18 protein-coding genes (1 of these 18 cut by a window edge) are annotated in these 18,375 nt (G+C 35.6%); 11 read left to right on the forward strand and 7 right to left on the reverse strand.

Going from position 1 to position 18,375, the window contains the following annotated elements; all coding sequences use genetic code 11:
* The 6 genes from gyrA to dnaA form a co-directional block, all read right to left on the reverse strand.
* Positions 1-839: the 5' portion of a DNA gyrase subunit A gene (gene gyrA, locus EUC40_RS25885; RefSeq protein WP_001282869.1), read on the reverse strand. It extends 1,633 nt beyond the left edge of the window; only the first 839 of its 2,472 coding nucleotides appear in the window; its start codon is at positions 837-839; its stop codon lies off the left edge, out of view.
* Positions 840-927: 88 nt separating this feature from the next.
* Positions 928-2,850 (reverse strand): DNA topoisomerase (ATP-hydrolyzing) subunit B, encoded by a 1,923-nt coding sequence (gene gyrB, locus EUC40_RS25890; protein ID WP_000372377.1) that lies wholly within the window; start codon positions 2,848-2,850, stop codon positions 928-930.
* A 39-nt stretch (positions 2,851-2,889) separates the two neighbouring features.
* Positions 2,890-4,017: a DNA replication/repair protein RecF gene (recF, locus tag EUC40_RS25895; protein WP_000470756.1), complete on the reverse strand. Its 1,128-nt coding sequence runs from the start codon at positions 4,015-4,017 to the stop codon at positions 2,890-2,892.
* Positions 4,018-4,029: 12 nt separating this feature from the next.
* Positions 4,030-4,242 carry a S4 domain-containing protein YaaA gene (gene yaaA / locus EUC40_RS25900; protein ID WP_000821362.1) on the reverse strand — a complete coding sequence of 71 codons (213 nt, stop codon included), beginning with the start codon at positions 4,240-4,242 and terminating at the stop codon, positions 4,030-4,032.
* A gap of 127 nt (positions 4,243-4,369) precedes the next feature.
* Complete coding sequence (gene dnaN, locus EUC40_RS25905) at positions 4,370-5,509, reverse strand: DNA polymerase III subunit beta (RefSeq protein WP_156576873.1); 1,140 nt, start codon at positions 5,507-5,509, stop codon at positions 4,370-4,372.
* Positions 5,510-5,687: 178 nt separating this feature from the next.
* Positions 5,688-7,028 (reverse strand): chromosomal replication initiator protein DnaA, encoded by a 1,341-nt coding sequence (gene dnaA / locus EUC40_RS25910; RefSeq protein WP_000428019.1) that lies wholly within the window; start codon positions 7,026-7,028, stop codon positions 5,688-5,690.
* A 564-nt stretch (positions 7,029-7,592) separates the two neighbouring features.
* Here dnaA and rpmH point away from each other — a divergent pair.
* The 10 genes from rpmH to spo0J all read left to right on the forward strand — a co-directional run bounded on the left by rpmH (position 7,593) and on the right by spo0J (position 16,638).
* A complete protein-coding gene (gene rpmH / locus EUC40_RS25915) occupies positions 7,593-7,727 on the forward strand; it encodes a 50S ribosomal protein L34 (protein WP_000831901.1) in 135 nt (44 codons plus the stop codon).
* 76 nt (positions 7,728-7,803) lie between these two features.
* Positions 7,804-8,151, forward strand: a complete 348-nt coding sequence (gene rnpA, locus EUC40_RS25920) for a ribonuclease P protein component (protein WP_000728894.1) — start codon at positions 7,804-7,806, stop codon at positions 8,149-8,151.
* Positions 8,152-8,203: 52 nt separating this feature from the next.
* Complete coding sequence (gene spoIIIJ / locus EUC40_RS25925) at positions 8,204-8,971, forward strand: YidC family membrane integrase SpoIIIJ (RefSeq protein ID WP_000726757.1); 768 nt, start codon at positions 8,204-8,206, stop codon at positions 8,969-8,971.
* Entirely contained in the window at positions 8,968-9,585 is a 618-nt protein-coding gene (gene jag, locus EUC40_RS25930; RefSeq protein ID WP_098663466.1) for an RNA-binding cell elongation regulator Jag/EloR, read from the forward strand. The genes spoIIIJ and jag overlap by 4 nt, the downstream gene beginning before the upstream one ends.
* Positions 9,586-9,811: 226 nt before the next feature.
* Positions 9,812-11,188 (forward strand): tRNA uridine-5-carboxymethylaminomethyl(34) synthesis GTPase MnmE, encoded by a 1,377-nt coding sequence (gene mnmE, locus EUC40_RS25935; RefSeq protein ID WP_156576874.1) that lies wholly within the window; start codon positions 9,812-9,814, stop codon positions 11,186-11,188.
* Between the two features lie 46 nt (positions 11,189-11,234).
* Positions 11,235-13,124, forward strand: a complete 1,890-nt coding sequence (mnmG, locus tag EUC40_RS25940; RefSeq protein ID WP_071711680.1) for a tRNA uridine-5-carboxymethylaminomethyl(34) synthesis enzyme MnmG — start codon at positions 11,235-11,237, stop codon at positions 13,122-13,124.
* Between the two features lie 21 nt (positions 13,125-13,145).
* The gene (gene rsmG, locus EUC40_RS25945; protein ID WP_001019622.1) at positions 13,146-13,865 is read left to right on the forward strand and encodes a 16S rRNA (guanine(527)-N(7))-methyltransferase RsmG; all 720 of its coding nucleotides are present in this window, start codon (positions 13,146-13,148) and stop codon (positions 13,863-13,865) included.
* A 105-nt stretch (positions 13,866-13,970) separates the two neighbouring features.
* Positions 13,971-14,843, forward strand: coding sequence for a nucleoid occlusion protein (gene noc, locus EUC40_RS25950; protein WP_000799022.1), 873 nt, complete (start codon positions 13,971-13,973; stop codon positions 14,841-14,843).
* A 189-nt stretch (positions 14,844-15,032) separates the two neighbouring features.
* Entirely contained in the window at positions 15,033-15,794 is a 762-nt protein-coding gene (gene soj / locus EUC40_RS25955) for a sporulation initiation inhibitor protein Soj (RefSeq protein ID WP_000516111.1), read from the forward strand.
* The gene (gene spo0J / locus EUC40_RS25960; protein WP_001051824.1) at positions 15,787-16,638 is read left to right on the forward strand and encodes a stage 0 sporulation protein Spo0J; all 852 of its coding nucleotides are present in this window, start codon (positions 15,787-15,789) and stop codon (positions 16,636-16,638) included. Before soj ends, spo0J begins: the two co-directional genes overlap by 8 nt.
* A 20-nt stretch (positions 16,639-16,658) precedes the next feature.
* Here spo0J and yyaC read toward each other — a convergent pair whose 3' ends face one another.
* The gene (yyaC, locus tag EUC40_RS25965; RefSeq protein WP_001020706.1) at positions 16,659-17,255 is read right to left on the reverse strand and encodes a spore protease YyaC; all 597 of its coding nucleotides are present in this window, start codon (positions 17,253-17,255) and stop codon (positions 16,659-16,661) included.
* Between the two features lie 257 nt (positions 17,256-17,512).
* On the opposite strand from yyaC, the gene EUC40_RS25970 reads away from it, so the two are divergent.
* Complete coding sequence (locus EUC40_RS25970) at positions 17,513-18,370, forward strand: mechanosensitive ion channel family protein (protein WP_156576875.1); 858 nt, start codon at positions 17,513-17,515, stop codon at positions 18,368-18,370.
* The last annotated feature ends 5 nt before the right edge of the window (positions 18,371-18,375 follow it).

Genomic DNA, 18,375 nt, shown 5'->3' on the forward strand with positions numbered 1-18,375 from the left:
TCTGCAATCTTTTCAATTAATCGCGCCTTATTAACTTGATAAGGTAGTTCTGTTACGATAATAGATTGTTTACCATTTGCTCTCTCTTCAATTTCAACTTTAGCACGAAGTATAATAGAACCGCGACCTGTTTCGTAAGCTCTTCGAATTCCACTTCGCCCTAAGATTAAACCTGATGTTGGGAAGTCTGGACCAGGAATATATTCCATTAATTCCGCGATAGTGATATCAGGGTTATGACTTAATGCCAACACACCGTCAATTACTTCTCCAAGTTGATGTGGTGGAATGTTTGTTGCCATACCAACCGCAATACCCGTCGTACCATTTACTAATAAGTTAGGAAAACGTGCTGGTAATACAACTGGTTCCCTTTCAGAGCCATCATAGTTATCTTGATAATCAATCGTATTTTTTGAAATATCGCGTATCAATTCCATAGAAATCTTAGACATTCTTGCTTCTGTATAACGCATTGCTGCCGCTGAATCTCCATCAACAGAACCAAAGTTACCATGCCCATCAACAAGCATATACCGTTGACTAAAATCTTGCGCCATACGTACCATTGTTTCATAAACCGCTGAATCACCATGCGGGTGATACTTACCAATTACTTCGCCGACAATACGCGCTGACTTCTTATATGCTTTATCAGCTGTAATTCCTAAATCATTCATCGCATATAAAACCCTACGATGCACTGGCTTTAACCCATCACGAACATCCGGCAATGCACGAGATACGATAACACTCATTGCGTAATCTAAAAATGAGGTACGCATTTCATGACTAATATTAATTTCTCGAATTCGTGCTTGTTGTTGATTGTCTGACATCAACGAGCACCTCCTCTTACATTTCCGTTACACATACATTGATTTATATGTAGAAGACAGGAATACTTAAATTCCTGTCATTACTCACTTAAATATCAAGGTTTTTCACGTATTTTGCATTTTCTTGGATAAAGTTACGACGCGGCTCTACTTTATCTCCCATTAAAATTTCAAATGTTTCATCCGCTTCAATCGCATCTTGAAGAGAAACTTGAAGTAACGAACGTACCTCTGGATCCATTGTCGTCTCCCATAGCTGAGTTGGATTCATTTCTCCTAGACCTTTATAACGCTGAATCCCAGGCTTAGGTTGTGCCGGCAATTCAGCTAGTATTTTTTCAAGTTCTTTATCATTGTAAGCATATTGAATTTTTTTACCTTGTTGTACTTTAAACAATGGCGGCTGTGCAATATAGATATAACCACACTCAATTATTTGACGCATATAACGATAGAAGAACGTTAATAATAGGGTACGAATATGTGCACCATCCACGTCGGCATCGGTCATAATGATAACCTTATGATAACGTGCCTTTTCAATATCGAAATCTCCACCAATGTTCGTACCAATAGCAGTAATGATTGTACGCACTTCATCATTAGATAAGATTTTATCTAATCGCGCTTTTTCAACGTTAATAATTTTACCTTTAAGTGGTAAAATTGCTTGGAAGTGACGATCACGCCCTTGTTTCGCTGATCCACCGGCAGAGTCACCCTCTACGATGTAAATTTCACTAATTGCTGGGTCTTTAGAAGAACAGTCTGCCAATTTCCCTGGTAAACTTGAAACTTCTAATGCACTCTTTCGGCGAGTTAACTCACGAGCCTTTTTAGCTGCTACACGCGCACGTGCTGCCATCGTCCCTTTATCTACAACTTTACGTGCAACATTGGGGTTTTCCAGTAAAAACTTTTCAAACGCCTCTGAGAATACTGACTCTGTAATCGTTCTCGCTTCACTATTCCCTAGCTTCGTCTTCGTTTGTCCTTCGAATTGTGGATTCGGATGTTTAATTGACACAATTGCTGTTAAACCTTCACGAACATCTTCACCAGTTAAATTACTATCCGCATCTTTTAAAATGTTATTTTTACGACCATAATCGTTGATCACACGTGTTAGGGCAGTTTTAAATCCTACCTCATGTGTACCACCTTCATACGTATGAATATTATTTGTAAATGAGTAAATATGATTTGTATAACCTTCGTTATATTGAAGCGCAACTTCAACCTGAATACCATCTTTTGAACCTTCTACATATACAGGTTCTTCATGAATTGGTTGTTTTGAACGATTTAAATGTTCAACATATGATTTAATTCCACCTTCATAGTGAAACTCTTTCTTTTGCTTATGTTCACGCTTATCTTCTATAGTTAATTTGATATTACGATTTAAAAATGCTAGTTCACGCATACGAGTCGCTAACGTATCAAATTCATATTCTGTCGTCTCTTTAAAAATCTCTGGATCCGGCTTAAAGCGAGTTATTGTTCCCGTTTTATCTGTATCACCAATGACTTTTAAATCCGCAACTGGAATACCTCTTTCGTACTTTTGGTAATGAATTTTGCCATCACGATGTACAAATACTTCTAGTTCTGTTGATAAAGCATTTACAACAGATGCACCAACACCATGCAAACCACCAGAAACTTTATAACCGCCACCGCCAAATTTACCACCAGCGTGGAGGACTGTCATAATAACCTCTACTGCGGGACGTCCCATTTTTTCTTGTATACCAACTGGAATACCGCGTCCATTATCCGTTACAAGAATACTATTATCTTCTTCGATGCTAACATTAATTTCATCGCAATATCCTGCTAATGCTTCATCGATACTATTATCGACAATTTCCCATACAAGGTGGTGAAGTCCTTTTCCACTTGTAGATCCAATATACATACCCGGACGTTTCCGAACTGCCTCTAGTCCCTCAAGTACCTGTATCTGGCTTTCATCATATGCGTTCTCTTGCATTTGTTTTTGGTCCATTGACACAAAGATCACCTACTTTTCCATTTAAACAGGGAATTATGCCCTATCTATTTCACAATCTACCGTGCCGTTCGTTACATGAATTGTTTTCGCTTCTTTTAACGTTTCGTGTTCAATTCCGTCGACACTCGTCGTTGTCACAAATGTTTGCACTTTTCCTTGAATTGTATTTAACAGATGTGATTGACGATAATCATCTAACTCTGATAATACATCATCCAATAAAAGAATCGGATATTCCTTAACTTCTGAGTAAATCAATTCAATTTCAGCTAATTTTAGGGACAGTGCGGTTGTTCGTTGTTGTCCTTGCGAACCAAAGACTTGAACATTTTTACTATTAACGAAGAATTGTAAATCATCACGATGAGGACCAATTAAAGTCGTACCACGGAAAATTTCACGTTGTTTCACAGATTGAAAACTTTCATAGTATACTTCTTTTATTTTCGACAAATCCATTGATTCTGATACATCTACACTTGGTTTATAGACAATTTCTAATTCTTCTAATCCACGGCTTATACCGCGATGAATTGGAGCTGCCCATTCTTGTAGTAAATGCAAAAATTCAAACCGTTTTCGCAATATTTTTGTACCATGCTCAATAAGTTGAAGTGTAAATACATCCAACATCGTTTCCTCATTCTTACTATTCCCTTGCATCTTCTTCAGCAAGTGATTTCGTTGCGTGAGCACTTTTTGATATTGACTTAATTCATACAAATAGACCGGAGCTATTTGACCTAATTCCATATCTAAAAAGCGTCTTCTTACTTGAGGGCTTCCTTTTACAAGATTTAAATCTTCTGGGGCAAACATGACAACATTCATCACGCCAATATATTGACTTAATTTCTGTTGTTCAAGTTGATTTAATTTTGCCTTTTTACCTTTTTTCGAAATATTTAATTCCAAAGACAAAGAACTATTTCTCTTTTGTAATTTCCCTTTAATTTGACCGAATTCTTCATCCCAGCGGACAAGCTCACGATCATTAGAGGTTCTATGAGATTTTGCCATCGCTAAAACATAAATAGCTTCCATCAAATTTGTTTTCCCTTGTGCATTTTCGCCGATAATTACATTTACCTTATCTTCAAAGGAAAGCTCTAACTTTTCATAATTGCGATAGTTTTTTAATTGTATTTCTGAAATAAACAAAGGGCTCCCCCTTTATGACTGAACTTGGAAACTTCCGCTTCCTGGAATTTCAATAATATCGTTCGCATATAGTTTGCGACCTCTTCTATTTTCAAGTTCTTGATTCACGTACACTTCATATTCTTGTAAAAACCATTTTACAGCGCCACCTGTATCAATTATATCGGCTAACTTTAAAAATTGTCCTAGTGTAATATACTCTGTTGAAATTTTAATACGTTTCATAAAATCGCTCACTTTCTGAAAGTGTTCATTCTTTCATTGTACTAAATAAACTAGCATTAGGAAAGTAATACCCAAAAATCAAATAAGGGCTACTAGTATCTTTAAACTAGCAACCCTTATTTCTTACTTAGTAAGTACGAACCGGTAAAATTAATTGAATAATGGACTCATCATTTACTGTACGAATTAAGAATGGTCTCATTGCTCCAGTAAAACTAATCTTAATCTCGGTGCTATCTAATGCCTTCAGTGCATCCATCATATATTTTGCACTAAAAGATATTTTTAATTCTTCCCCATCTACTTTTTCACATTGAACTTCTTCTACTACTTTTCCGATTTCTGGTGAATTCGAAGAAATTTCTAGCATTTCCTGTTCCAAAGCTGATAATTTTACAACATTATTACGACCATCTCTTGCTAATAGAGAGGCACGATCAATTGCTTGTAAGAATTCTTTTGTATTTACAAAGATATCTGTTTTACTCTCTGCTGGAATTAAACGAGTTGTATCAGGGTAATTCCCTTCTAATAATCTTGAGAAGAATAATAAATGTTTTGTACGGAATAATACTTGATACTCCGTAATAACGATATCTACCATTTCTTCAGACTCATCTAGAATTTTGCTTAATTCATTTAAGCTTTTACCTGGGATAACAACACTCGCTTGGAATTCATCTGCAATGCCTTCGATTTTTGCTTTTCGAAGAGCCAACCTGTGACTATCTGTAGCAATGCAAGTTAACTCGCTGTTATATACCTTCCAGTTTACACCTGTCAAGATCGGTCTTGTTTCAGAAGTGGAAACTGCAAATACAGTTTGTCTGATCATATGTTTAAGTAAATCTGTTGGGATCTTAAAAACATGATGTTCTTCAATCTGTGGCAATAATGGATATTCAGCAGAATCTAAACCATTTAAATTAAACTCTGATTTTCCAGATGTTATTTTTGTCATAAAATGATTTTCCACAGAAATTTCAACAGTTTCTTTCGGTAATTTTTTTACAATCTCACTAAAATATTTTGCTTGTAAAACAATACTTCCTGATTGTGCAACTTCTACAATTTCTTTCCCATTTTCTTCAACAGGGATAAAAGATTCAATGGAAATATCAGCATCGCTTCCTGTTAATGTAACTCCTTCTTCAGTAGCGACAACTTTAATTCCTGTAAGGATCGGAATTGTTGTACGAGAAGAAACTGCCTTCATTACATCTTGTACACTTCTTACAAGATAGTCTTTTTGTATTGTAAAACGCATAACGAAAAACCTCCGGTAAGTATAAGATTTTATTTAATTAATAAAGATAAAATATAGTAGTAATAGTAATAGGGCTTGTGGATATGTGGATAACCCCGTTAAAGGATGTAAAAACAGCCTATCTACATGTGGATAGACTGTGCGTAAAACAAGGTAAGTTATTCACACTATTCAGCTACTACTTTAAAATATCGTTAATTTCTTCAACTTGCTTTTGTAATTGCGTATCCGTTTTGAGCAGCTTAGAAATTTTTTCATGGGCATGGATAACTGTTGTATGATCACGTCCACCGAATTCTTCACCTATTTTAGGTAAAGAGGAGTCCGTAAGTTCGCGTGATAAATACATTGCAATTTGGCGAGGAAAGGCAACGGATTTTGTTCGTTTTTTTGCCTTGAAATCTTCTAATTTTACTTGATAAACGTCCCCGACCGCTTTTTGAATATCATAAATAGAGATAATTTTTGGCTTAGAATTCGGAATAATATCTTTAAGTGCTTCAGCTGCTAAATCAGCATTAATATCTTTGTTAATTAAAGATGAATAAGCTACAACTCGGATTAGTGCACCTTCCAGTTCACGAATGTTTGAATCAATTTGATTTGCGATATAAAGCATAACCTCATTTGGTATGTCGAGCCCTTCAGCCTTTGCTTTTTTACGTAAAATTGCAATTCGTGTTTCTAAATCTGGTGGCGTAATATCTGTAATAAGTCCCCATTCAAAGCGAGAACGAAGACGATCTTCTAAAGTTGGAATTTCTTTTGGTGGCCGATCACTTGAAATTACAATTTGTTTACTTTCTTCGTGTAATGCATTAAATGTATGGAAAAACTCTTCTTGAGTTTGTTCTTTTCCAGCTAGAAATTGAATATCATCTATCAATAAAACATCTACATTGCGGTATTTATTACGAAAATCGACCGCTTTATTATCACGAATAGAGTTAATGAATTCGTTTGTGAATTTTTCTGATGATAAATATACAACCTTCGCATTTGGGTTGTGTTCAATTACATAATGACCAATCGCATGCATTAAATGCGTCTTTCCAAGTCCAACTCCTCCATAAATAAAGAGGGGATTGTATGCTTTAGCTGGTGCTTCGGCCACAGCTAATGAAGCAGCGTGAGCAAAGCGGTTACCAGAGCCAATAACAAATGTATCAAACGTATATTTTGGGTTTAGCATACTCTGTGGTAAATGATTAGAATCATCTTGTGCTGCATTTGGTTTTGAAGGAGGAAAATCAATTTCCTCTTCAGCCTGACTTTGGGGAATGATAAAGCGAATAGCTAATTTTGCCCCTGTTAAATCATAAAGTGTTTCCGAAATTAGCTCTGAATAATGAGATTCTAACCAATCACGAGCAAATTCATTTGGAGCTGTAATGGTTAATACGTCCTTCTTTAAATTATGTGCGGTTGTTGATTTTAACCATGTTTCATAACTAGGTTTACTGACCTTTTTTTCTAGTTCTTTTAAGGCACTATTCCATAAATCAGAGATGTTTTCCAAAGGTGTCCCTCCTTTACTAAGATGGTAAAAGAATAAGGTTGCGCAACAAATGTACAACCTAATAAATATAAAATGTATATTTATACGAAACGTATTTTAAAACCAAAAAACGTCGTTTGTATATGAGATAGGGTTTTCGACAAAAAAAGTGAATGTGGATAATCATTTACCCACATGTGATTAAAACTGTCCACATGTTATACACAAATTGTGGATAAGATAAAGATGTGGAAAACTTATTCAAAGTGAAAACACAACTATAATATCAAAAAAAAGTAGCTATAGCAATGAAATTAAGAAAGTTATCCACAAAATCAATACCTTGTGGAATAAACTTGTCCACAACACGATATACTGTGTAAAAGTACTAAAAGAGTTTGTGGATATAAAAAACAAGAAAAAACATTTATCCACAAGGAAATATAGAGGCTGTGAAAAAGTATGTGAATAGGTTCAAAATGAATATTTGATGAAAATTTCGAGAAGCATTGACATTTTCCTATTTGATTTACTATAATTTATTAGACTGTCTTTAACAGATATTCCTCAGGGAGGTGTCATATAATGAAAAGAACTTACCAACCAAATAAACGTAAGCGCAGCAAAGTACATGGTTTCCGCAGCCGTATGAGCACAGCGAACGGACGTAAAGTGCTAGCAGCTCGTCGTCGTAAAGGAAGAAAAGTATTATCTGCGTAGACCACTGATCGTTCAGTGGTCTTTTTTTCTAATAATAATGAATTTCCGCTGATGAAATACAGGAGTGTCAATTGATATGAAGAAAAAAAATCGTATAAAAAAGAATGACGAATTTCAGACGGTTTTTCAAAAAGGAAAATCGAATGCCAATCGTCAGTTTGTTGTATACCAATTAAATAAAGAAGAACAACCATACTTTCGCATCGGCCTTTCTGTTAGTAAGAAAATAGGAAATGCAGTAGTTCGTAATCGTATTAAGCGTATGATTCGTCAAGCGATTATAGAATTAAAAGATGAGATAGATTCTGGAAAAGATTTTGTTATAATAGCAAGGAAGCCTTGTGCAGAGATGACATATGAAGAAGTAAAGAAAAGCTTAATTCATGTCTTTAAACGCTCTGGTATGAAAAGAATAAAAAAGTAGCGTAAGGAAATGAATTACACTATATACATACCGAAACAAGGAGGAGCAGGCTTTGAAAAAGAAAATAGGTTTACTAGCCATGGTTATCGCATTAATGGCAATTGCTACTGGCTGTAGTGAAACGAATCAGCCGATTACACCGAAAAGTACTGGAATTTGGAATGAATATTTCGTATATCCGCTTTCTCAGTTAATCACGTATTTTGCAGACTTATTTGGTAATAATTACGGTTTAGCAATCGTGGTTACAACTCTTATTATTCGTTTTGCATTATTACCATTAATGATTAAACAAACGAAGAGTACGAAGGCAATGCAAGCGTTACAACCAGAAATGGTGAAGCTAAAAGAGAAATATAGCTCTAAAGATCAAGCAACACAGCAAAAATTACAACAAGAAATGATGCAGTTATATCAAAAAAATGGTGTAAATCCATTAGCAGGATGTTTACCAATATTTGTTCAGATGCCTATTTTATTCGCGTTTTATCATGCGATTATGAGAACATCAGAAATTAGTAAGCATACATTCTTATGGTTTGACTTAGGACAGGCAGATCCGTATTATATCTTACCGATTGTTGCGGCAATTACGACATTTATTCAGCAAAAGCTTGCTATGGCAGGAACAGCTGGTCAAAACCCGCAAATGGCAATGATGATCTGGCTTATGCCAATCATGATTTTAGTCTTCGCAATTAACTTCCCGGCTGCATTATCACTTTACTGGGTTGTTGGTAATATCTTTGGTATCGCTCAAATGTACTTGATCAAAGGACCAGAAATTAAGGCTAGTAAGGCAGAAGGATCAAGCAAGTGAGTATAATTACTGCTAAAGGACAAACAGTCGAGCTGGCAGTACAAGATGCTTTAAGGCAATTAAATGTTTCAAAAGACCGAGTAGATATAAAAATTATCGATGAGGGTAAAAAAGGATTCTTAGGTTTATTTGGGAATCGTCCTGCAGTAGTAGAAGTTGTATTGAAGAAAGATCCAATTCAAGAATGTGAAGAATATTTGAAAAATGTTATTCGCAATATGGGTGTGGAAGTTGAGATTAGTAAAATTGTAAAAGGACGCGAAGTTGAATTTACAATTTCCGGTGATAATATAGGTGTTTTGATTGGAAAAAGAGGTAATACGTTGAATTCTTTACAGTATTTAACAAAACTTGTCGCAAATCGTCATACGAAGCAGTATATCGGTATTACACTGGATGCTGAAAATTATCGTAGTAAAAGAAAAAGTACGTTAGAATCGCTTTCTTATCGATTAGCAAAACAAGTGTCTAATACGAAAAAAAGGGTTGTTTTAGAGCCGATGCCATCTTTTGAACGAAAAATTATTCATCAAGCATTATCGAATCATCAAGGTATTAATACAACTTCTGAAGGAAATGAACCACATCGGCATGTTGTAATATCTTCCAAATGACCGGTTACTCAAATGAGTGCCGGTTTTTTTGAGGAAAAAACTGCTGTGGATAACTAAAAAACACTAAACTTATCCACTGTGAATAAGTTTAGTGTTTTTTACATGAGGACATAATAAAATGAGTTATTATTCTTTTGTAGATAGGTTCGTTATGGTATCCTAATAATTTAGTGAAGAAAATAATCATGTTGAGATAGAGATAAATAAGCAAATGAGGTGAAAGGACATGGAATTTGATACAATTGCCGCGATTTCCACAGCTCTTGGAGAGGGTGCAATTGCCATTGTTCGAGTAAGTGGGGATGATGCGGTTGAGAAAGTGAATCGTATTTTTAAAGGGAAGGATTTAACAGAGGTTCCTTCTCACACAATTCATTATGGTCATATTGTTGATTTAGATACAAATCAGGTTATTGAAGAAGTTATGGTGTCTATCATGCGTGCGCCAAGAACTTTTACACGTGAAAATATAGTGGAAATTAACTGTCACGGTGGACTTGTTTCGGTAAACAAAGTATTGCAACTTATTTTAGCGCAAGGAGTGCGACTAGCAGAGCCTGGTGAATTTACAAAACGAGCTTTTTTAAATGGTCGTATTGATTTATCACAAGCAGAAGCTGTTATGGACTTAATCCGTGCAAAAACGGATCGTGCGATGAATGTAGCAATTAATCAAATGGAAGGACGATTATCTAAATTAATCGGCCGTTTGCGTCAAGAAATATTAGAAACATTAGCTCATGTTGAGGTAAATATAGATTACCCAGAATATGATGATGTGGAAGAAATGACACATAATATTTTAATTGAGAAAGCGACGTATGTTCGTACTGAAATTGCAAAAATATTAGAAACATCGAAGCAGGGAAAGATTTTACGTGAAGGTATTGCTACTGCAATCATCGGTAGACCTAACGTTGGGAAATCATCGCTATTAAACAGTCTCGTTCAGGAGAAGAAGGCAATTGTAACTGATATTGCAGGAACAACTCGTGATGTTATTGAAGAGTACGTTAATGTGCGTGGTGTACCACTTAAACTTATAGATACAGCTGGAATTCGTGAAACAGAAGATGTTGTTGAAAGAATTGGCGTAGAGCGTTCAAAAGAAATGATGAGCCAAGCTGATTTGGTGTTAGTTGTCGTTAATTATAGTGAAGCTTTAACGAATGAGGATGAAGATCTATTCCGTGCCGTACAAGGAAAAGATTTCATTGTTATCGTAAATAAGACAGATTTACCGCAAGCCATTGATATGGAACGTGTTACAGAGTTGTCAGCGGGAAATCGTGTTATTACAACATCGTTAATTGAGGAACAAGGAATAGATGAGCTTGAAAGGGCAATAGCTGAGTTATTCTTTGAAGGAACAATTGATTCTGCGGATATGACATACGTTTCTAACGCGAGACATATTGGATTATTAACACAAGCAGGAAAAACAATTGGAGATGCAATTGAGGCAATAGAAAATGGTGTTCCAATTGATATGGTGCAAATTGATTTAACAAGAACGTGGGAAATACTTGGTGAAATTACTGGTGATACCGTTCATGAAAGCTTAATTGACCAGTTGTTCTCTCAATTTTGTTTAGGAAAATAATATAGTGATGTGTTAGAAAGATAGAGATTATTAGGAGGAATAAACAATGGGATACAATGCCGGTTCATACGATGTCATAGTAATCGGTGCAGGTCATGCAGGATGTGAAGCTGGTCTTGCGGCAGCACGAATGGGCTCCAAAACATTAATGTTAACAATTAATTTAGATATGGTAGCTTTTATGCCATGTAACCCTTCTGTTGGTGGACCAGCAAAAGGGATTGTTGTTCGTGAAATTGATGCATTAGGCGGAGAAATGGGACGCAATATTGATAAAACGCATATTCAAATGCGTATGTTAAATACAGGTAAAGGGCCAGCTGTGCGTGCACTTCGAGCACAAGCAGATAAGTTCTCTTACCAGCATGAATTAAAGAAAACGATTGAAGAGACACCGAATTTAACGTTGTTCCAAGGAATGGTAGAACGTTTAATTGTTGAAGATGGTGAATGTAAAGGGGTAATTACGCAAGCTGGTGCTGAATATACGGCGAAAACCGTTGTAATTACGACTGGAACGTTTTTACGTGGTGAGATTATTATGGGAGATTTAAAATATTCGAGCGGTCCGAATAATCAACAACCATCTATTACTTTATCAGAACATTTAGAGGAGCTTGGATTTGATCTTGTTAGATTTAAAACAGGTACACCTCCACGTGTAAACAGTAATACGATTGACTACAGTAAAACAGAAATTCAGCCAGGTGATGATAAACCACGAGCTTTCTCTTTTGAAACGACAAAATTTATTATGGATCAAATTCCATGTTGGTTGACGTATACAAGTACGGAGACACATCGTTTAATAGATGAAAACCTACATCGTTCAGCTATGTATTCTGGTATGATTAAAGGAACAGGTCCTAGATATTGTCCTTCAATTGAAGACAAAGTAGTAAGATTTAATGATAAGCCGCGTCATCAAATTTTCTTAGAGCCAGAAGGACGTAATACACAAGAAGTATATGTACAAGGTTTATCCACAAGCTTACCAGAAGATGTACAGCGTGATATGCTTAGAACAATTCCTGGTCTAGAAAACGTTGAAATGATGCGAACAGGTTATGCAATTGAATATGATGCAATCGTGCCAACACAACTATGGCCAACACTTGAAACGAAAAAAATTAAAAATTTATATACAGCAGGACAAATTAACGGAACTTCTGGTTACGAAGAGGCGGCAGGACAAGGAATTATGGCTGGAATTAATGCAGCATGTCGTTCTTTAGGTAAAAAAGAAGTTGTTTTAGGTCGCGAGGATGCTTATATTGGTGTCTTAATTGATGACCTTGTAACGAAAGGTACAAATGAACCATATCGTTTATTAACGTCTCGTGCAGAATATCGTCTATTATTACGCCACGATAATGCGGATCTTCGTTTAACTGAAGTTGGTCGTGAAATTGGATTAATTAAAGACGAGCGTTATGAGCGATTTACAAATAAAAAATTACAGATTGAACAGGAAAAGGAACGTTTAAGCAGCATTATTATTAAACCACGTCCTGAAGTTCAAGAATTAATTCGCAATACTGGTGGAAGTGAATTGAAAGATGGAATACGTGCAAGTGACTTATTACGTCGTCCAGAGATGACATATGAGCATATTCACCTTTTAGTACCAAGTGAAGTAGAATTAAGTGATGAAGTTACAGAACAAGTTGAAATTCAGATTAAGTACGAAGGATATATCGAAAAATCTTTACAGCAAGTAGAGCGTATGAAGAAAATGGAAAATAAAAAAATCCCTGAGGATATTGATTATGATGCGATTTCTAGCCTTGCTTCAGAAGCTAGACAGAAATTGAAAGATGTTCGTCCACTTTCAATGGGGCAGGCTTCACGTATTTCTGGCGTAAATCCAGCGGATATTTCCATTTTACTTGTGTATATTGAACAAGGAAAAATTGCGCGAGTATCGAACCAATAAATAGTAAGGAGATATTGTTAGATGAACATAGAACAATTTCAATCTATGCTAGAAGAGAAGGGTATTACCCTCTCTTCTAGACAGTTAGAGCAGTTCGAAATCTACTTTGAAACATTAGTAGAGTGGAATGAAAAAATGAACTTAACGGCTATTACAGAGAAAGAAGAAGTATATTTAAAGCACTTTTTTGATTCTATTACAGCTGCTTTTTATTATGATTTTTCAAAACCATTCTCAATTTGTGATGTTGGCGCAGGAGCTGGATTCCCAAGTATCCCTTTGAAAATCTGTTTCCCGCACTTAAAAGTAACAATTGTAGATTCATTGCAAAAACGTATTAATTTCTTAAATCACTTAGCACAAAAATTAGAATTAAGTGATGTTGCATTTTGTCACGATCGTGCTGAAACATTTGGGAAAAAAGAAGGTGTACGTGAATCGTACGATATTGTAATGGCACGGGCAGTTGCACGTCTTTCTGTATTAAGTGAGCTATGTTTACCACTTGTAAAAGTTGGAGGAACATTCATTGCAATGAAAGGTGCAGCGGCGAATGAAGAAATCGAAAATGGCAAGTATGCTTTAGAGGTGCTAGGCGGGGATTTAAAAGAAATGTCTACGTTCCAATTACCGTTTGAAGAAAGTGAACGTAATATTTTATTAATCGAGAAAAAGCGCAAGACACCAAAGAAATATCCACGCAAACCGGGAACACCCAATAAATTACCTATTGAAAAATAAATCTTATTAGACGTAAGATTAAATTATATAAATGAAAACGTAAATGTTTCATAGGAAACATTTTATGGAGAACAGTCAATAGGCCTAAAAGGTGGTGGAATATGTATGAAAAATACGTTTTCTCGTTTATTTGGCTTTGGAGATAAAGAGAGCGAATTCGAATTACAAGACGAAAGCCATGAAGAAATAGATAAAAAGGTATATGAAGAAATACAAGAAATTCCGATAGTGAATATTACTCCTAACCGTTATCAACCACGAACAGTTTTTGACGATGCGCGTATTGATGAGTTAGCGTTAACAATTCGCACACATGGACTTATTCAACCGATTGTTGTGAGGCAATATGAGGATGATAAGTACGAGATTATTGCTGGAGAAAGACGTTTCCGTGCGGCAACAAAATTAGGTTGGGAAAAGGTCCCTGCTATTATTAAAAACCTAAATGATACAGAGACGGCTTCTGTAGCTCTAATTGAAAACTTGCAACGTGAGGAACTAACAGCGATCGAGGAAGCTGTGGCATATCAAAAGCTAATTGAGTTACATAATTTAACACAAGAAGCATTGGCACAACGACTTGGAAAAGGACAATCTACAATCGCAAATAAGTTGCGATTGTTAAAGTTGCCTGAAAAAATAAAAAGTGCATTATTAGAAAAGAGTATTACAGAACGTCATGCCCGCGCCCTTATTCCTTTAAAAAATGAGGAATTACAACTGAAGGTTTTACAGGAAATTGTGGAGAAACAACTGAATGTAAAGCAAACAGAAGAACGAATTGCGAAATTGTTAGAGGAAGCAAAACCGAAGCGTAAGGCAAAGCAAAAAGCAGTAAGTCGAGATACGAGAATTGCCATGAATACAATTAGGCAGTCATTACAAATGGTTGCTGACAGTGGTTTAAATGTCAATTCTGAGGAAGAAGAATTTGATGAATACTATCAAATTACAATTAAAATTCCAAAAAAGAAATAATAGTGGTGTGTTAGAGACCTTATCCTATCGGAGAGGTCTCTTTTGCTATATTTTCTTGTTAAATGAAGAAGGAGTTTAGAAATAAATTTTGAAGTTTAATAAGGACGTAAAAGAAAAACTTTTATTTCATGTTACAATAAACGTAATTATTACTAGAATAAGATAGAAAGGTTGAAAGTAGGTGACATCATGGGAAAAATCATTGCTATTGCCAATCAAAAAGGTGGTGTTGGGAAAACAACAACATCTGTTAATTTAGGGGCTGGATTGGCACAAGCAGGTAAAAAGGTCCTTCTTGTAGATATTGATGCGCAAGGAAATGCAACGACTGGTGTGGGAATTGAAAAATCCGAATTAGATCAATGTATTTACAACGTTCTTGTGGAAGATGCAGATGTTCAAGGAGTTATACGGAAAACCGCAACTGAAAACTTAGATGTTCTACCCGCTACAATTCAATTAGCAGGTGCTGAAATTGAATTGGTACCGACTATTTCCCGGGAAGTACGTTTGCAAAGGGCATTACAGCCAGTTCGTGATGAATATGATTATATTATTATCGACTGTCCACCGTCCTTAGGGTTATTAACGATTAACGCATTAACAGCAGCAGATTCTGTTATTATTCCTGTTCAGTGCGAATATTACGCACTAGAAGGATTAAGTCAGCTATTAAATACAGTTCGACTTGTGCAAAAGCACTTAAATAAAAATCTAGCAATTCAAGGTGTATTGCTAACAATGTTGGATGCCCGTACAAATTTAGGGATTCAAGTGATAGATGAAGTGAAAAAATACTTTAGAGATAAAGTATACCGTTCGATTATTCCTCGTAATGTGCGCTTAAGTGAGGCGCCAAGTCATGGGAAACCAATTATGCAGTATGACGCTAAATCAAGAGGAGCAGAAGTGTATATAGATTTAGCAGAGGAAGTGATTGCAGGTGGCTAAAGGATTAGGAAGAGGAATTAATGTGTTTTTTCCTGATTTAGATGTGAAAGAAGAAGAAACAATTCAGGAGATTATAGTAACTGAATTAAGGCCGAATCCATATCAACCACGTAAACACTTTAATAAAGAAGCGATTCAGGAATTAGCGACTTCTATTAAAGAACACGGCATATTACAACCGTTAATTGCTAGAAAGAGTATTAAAGGATATGAAATTGTTGCAGGTGAAAGAAGGTATCGTGCTGCCAAAGAGGCTGGGCTCGAAAAAGTACCTGCAGTTGTAAGGCAATTAAATGAGCAGCAAATGATGGAGTTTGCATTGCTAGAAAACTTGCAACGAGAAGATTTAAATCCTATGGAAGAAGCAATGGCATATCAGATGTTAATGAATGAGCTAAATGTAACGCAAGAACAATTAGCAAAACGTCTTGGTAAAAGTAGGCCTTATATCGCAAATTATACTCGGTTACTAAGCCTCCCTTCATTCGTGCAAGATATGATTGCAAATGGTCAACTTTCAATGGCTCATGGGAGAACTCTACTTACAATAAAAGATGAAGAGCAATTGAAATCTTTATTGAAACGAATAGAAAAAGAAGGATTGAATGTCCGTCAATTAGAGAAAATTGTTCAGGAGATTAATCAAAGCGTTTCACGTGAAACAAAACCAGTGAAAAAAGAGAGAAATATATTTTTTGTAGAGCGCGAAACGTTCTTAAGAGAAAAGTTTGGCACAGACGTGAAAATTAAAGAAACGAAAAAAGAAAAAGGTAAGATTGAAATTGAATTTTTTAATAAAGAAGATTTAAATCGTATTTTAGAATTGTTATCACAGGAAAATTAAAGAGCAAACCATCTTATTATTTATAGATGGTTTGCTTTTTTTAATACAGATAATTTTTGATCCGTTTCCTTTATGCTTTGCGCGATGACATCAGCCATTTTCATAACTAAACTTAACCTTGTATTTTGAAGTACGAAAAATTCCATGAAACCATTTAAATTTACGATGCCGTGTATATGCAAATCGCCAACTGCAGGTAAGTTCTTATTCATAGCAGCCCCAGGCTTACTAGGTCCCTTTCCGGTAGTGATTGAACCGATGCTTTGGGATTTTCCTAAACACGCGTCAACAGCAATGATAAATGAAGTAGGATTATTTTTCTGTATATTCTGAATTCTTTCTTCTAAATTTAACGCATGTATAGGTTCATCTAGCGTGCCGAACACTTGGAAGTTTTTGATTTCTACTTGTTCTAGCTTGGAGCCAACTAAAGGACCTAGTGCATCGCCAGTGGAACGATCTGTTCCGATACAAACGAGAGTAAGTGGTATATTCGTTTTAATAGGGATGTGGGAAAGTAAGAAGTTACTGATAGTCTCGGGGGCCTCTAAGTCTTGATGCATAACATTTTGAGTTTCCTTTTCAAAAAAAGGTAAGCGAAAACTTCCAATATTCATGAAGCATCCATCCTTTTAATAAATTTTCAAAATATGTTATATAGCGAGTGAAGTGGAATACTATAAGTGCATACTTTTGTAAAATCCAAATAAAAACAGAAATAATAGTACTAGTATATATATTCGTTCCATTTTATACCTGAATGGAAGTTAACAAATGGAATTAAAGTCATAAATTTTTTTCAGAAACCAGAGAGAGTTCTGATACAATAAGAAGGATAACTAAAAAGAAATTTTAGCTGGAGAGGTAGAGGTACATGGATTTAGCGTTGAAATGGTTTGAGTCCATTGATTGGACGAATATAGGTGTGAAATCACTAAAAATAATCGTTATTTTAATACTTGGTGCGATTGTTGTGCGAATTGCAAGAGCGATTGTACGAAATGCATTTCGTATGGGAAGTCGTTCGCCAATTCAAATTTCAGAACGTCGTACAGTTACAGTAGCGAAGTTACTTGAAAATATTGTGGCATACGTTGTTATGTTCATTATGTTAATTGCGATTTTAGGCGTGTTTGATATTAATGCATCAGGTTTATTAGCGGGGGCTGGGGTAATTGGTTTAGCAGTCGGATTTGGTGCTCAAAGTTTAGTGAAGGATGTCATTACAGGATTATTTATCTTGTTAGAAGACCAGTTCTCAGTTGGAGACTATGTTAGAATCGGTCAATTTGAAGGAGTCGTTTTAGAAATTGGACTTCGTACAACAAAAATAAAGAGTTGGACAGGTGAAATTCATACTTTACCAAACGGAAGTATCATTCAAGTTACTAACTTCTCAGTAAGTAACAGTGTGGCATTTGTTGATGTATCTATTTCTTATGAGGCCGACATTGCAAAAGCAGAGCAAGTTATTGAAGATTTATTAGTAGAATTACCTGCAAAGTACGAGAAGATGGTAACAACGCCTCAATTGTTAGGTGTACAAACATTAGCCGCATCAGAAGTTATATTACGCGTCATTGCTGAAGTAGAGCCAATGCAACATGCGGTTATTGCAAGGGCTCTTCGTAAAGAGATTAAAAATCGTCTTGATTTACATGGAATTGAAATTCCATATCCACGTATGGTTTTATATAATCGTGAAGAATTGGTTAGCGGAAAAGCAATCTAGTATGG

Origin of the sequence: Bacillus luti, assembly GCF_009739945.1 — a bacterium.
Lineage (GTDB): Bacteria > Bacillota > Bacilli > Bacillales > Bacillaceae_G > Bacillus_A > Bacillus_A luti.